Source organism: Burkholderia sp. MR1-5-21, from assembly GCF_053427715.1.
This window is the reverse complement of the sequence record NZ_JBSAXD010000078.1, coordinates 1-2,082: the sequence shown is the minus strand read 5'-3', so window position 1 is coordinate 2,082 and position 2,082 is coordinate 1. Positions and strand designations below refer to the sequence as shown.

At 59.9% G+C, this 2,082-nt stretch carries 2 protein-coding genes; both read left to right on the top strand.

The features are described from left to right. The first annotated feature begins 225 nt into the window (after positions 1-225). A complete protein-coding gene (locus tag ACV229_RS40435; protein ID WP_448088639.1) occupies positions 226-411 on the top strand; it encodes a hypothetical protein in 186 nt (61 codons plus the stop codon). Then, positions 408-2,082, top strand: a 1,675-nt coding sequence (locus ACV229_RS40430) for a recombinase family protein (RefSeq protein WP_448088638.1), incomplete at its 3' end; no start/stop codon positions are given. The genes ACV229_RS40435 and ACV229_RS40430, both read left to right, overlap by 4 nt.

Below are 2,082 nucleotides of genomic sequence, written 5' to 3'. Positions count from 1 at the left end.
CGAGTTTCGAGGCGCCGACGCTTGCATAGACTGCTGCCTCCAATCCGTCCAACGCCATATTCGCGATTACGGGCGAGAGAACGCCGCCAACAACAGAGCAAACTGCCGCATAAAATGGAGCCTGCGCATTTCGAGGGAGTGTCTGGCGCCCTGGTCCAGAAGCTGTTCCAAGATTGACGTGGACCTCGTCCTTGAGACGGTCGCTCCCGCTGACAGGAAGGTGCGGTGATGACCCGAGGGCGTAAAAAATGGCACGTACGTCTGGCGTTCGAGCCGAACCGCTATGCCCAGGAGCAGCTGCAAAAGGCGTACGAGCAGATCAGTCCGATCGACGCACGCTCCACGGCGCAGCCGTCCGCGACGCAGCCCGCCGCGGCCAAGCAAGTGACCATCAAGCGGGGTAGACGATGAACAAAGCTGCGATGGTTGCGCTCTACGCGCGGGTATCCTCCGAACAGCAGAACAAACGTGGCACCATCGAAAGCCAGATTGCCGCGCTGAAGGAGCGTGTTTCAGCGGACGGCGCGCAGATCGTCGAGGACATGTGTTTCGTTGACGCAGGCGTGAGCGGCGCCACGCTGATCAGGCCACAGCTGGAGCGACTGAGGGACTGTGCCGCGCTCGGTGCTATCGATCGGCTCTACATCCTGTCACCGGACCGGCTGGCGCGCAAATATGCGCACCAGGCGCTGCTGATGGAAGAGTTCACGGCCTGCGGTGTGCAGGTCGTATTCCTCAATCACGCAATCGGTACGACGCCGGAAGAGTCGCTGCTGTTGCAGATGCAGGGCATGATCGCGGAGTACGAGCGGGCGAAGATCGCCGAGCGTCACCGTCGTGGCAAGCTTCACGGCGCAAAACGCGGCAGCGTCAATGTCCTGTCCGGGGCGCCCTACGGCTACCGCTACATTCGCCGGCAGTTGGACGGAACGCCGGCCCGCTACGTTATCGAACTGCCCCAGGCAGCAACAGTCCGATCGATTTTCCAGTGGGTGGGGATGGACCGCTTGAGCATAGGCGAAGTGGTGCGCCGGCTTACCGAGGCGGGTACCGTGACGGCATCGGGCAAGCCGTTCTGGGACCGCAGTGTGGTATGGGGCATATTGCGCAATCCGGCATACATGGGGCGGGCCGCGTTCGGCAAAACGCAGGTGCGTGATCACCTGGTACGCGTACGTGCCCAGCGCCACAGCGCCGATGTGCCCAGGAAGCCCTATTCAACGATTCGCGCGGACCGGCAGCAATGGATCGAAATTCCGGTGCCGGCCATCGTCAGTGAAGCGCTGTTCCATGCGGTTCAGGAGCAGCTTGCCGAGAACCGCAAGCTGGCACGTCAGCGTCGGGATAATGTGCCGCAACGCCTGCTCCAAGGGTTGACGGTTTGCGGCCAGTGCCGTTACGCCTACTACGCGAAGAAGGTGAGCAAGGCCGCGGCCAAGGGGCATCAGCGGGACTACGCTTATTACCGCTGCGTCGGAACCGACGCGTATCGTTTCGGCGGCAATCGCATCTGTGACAATCCGCAGGTGCGAACGGATAAGCTCGATGATCTGGTGTGGCAGCAGGTCGTGGAATTGCTAAGGCATCCAGAGCGACTGAAGAACGAATACGAGCGTCGGCTTGATATGATCGAGCGCGACGAGAAGAGCAGCTTCGACACGAGCAGCCTTGAAAAGCAGCGGACCCAGCTGGAAAAGGGCAAGTCCAGGTTGATCGACAGCTATGCTGACGGCATTATCGATAAGACTGACTTCGAACCGAAGATGCAGCAACTGAAGAACCGGCTTGAGCAGATTGATCAGCAGATCCTTGAGTCGAAGCAACAAGGGGCCGTACAAAGCGAGCTGTTTCTGGTCATCAATCGGCTCGAGGAATTCGCGGGCGCCGTTACCGAAAAACTGGACACGATTGATCTCGAGACGAAGCGCAGGATCGTGTTGGGTCTGGTCAAGCGCGTCGAAATCCACAAGGATGAGATCGTGGTGGTGTTCAGGGTCGACCCGCAGCCGGGAGCACTCGCCAGCGAAAATTCGGATGATTCAGACGACGGAGCGAAAAGTATGCAACATTGTACGAGGCGTA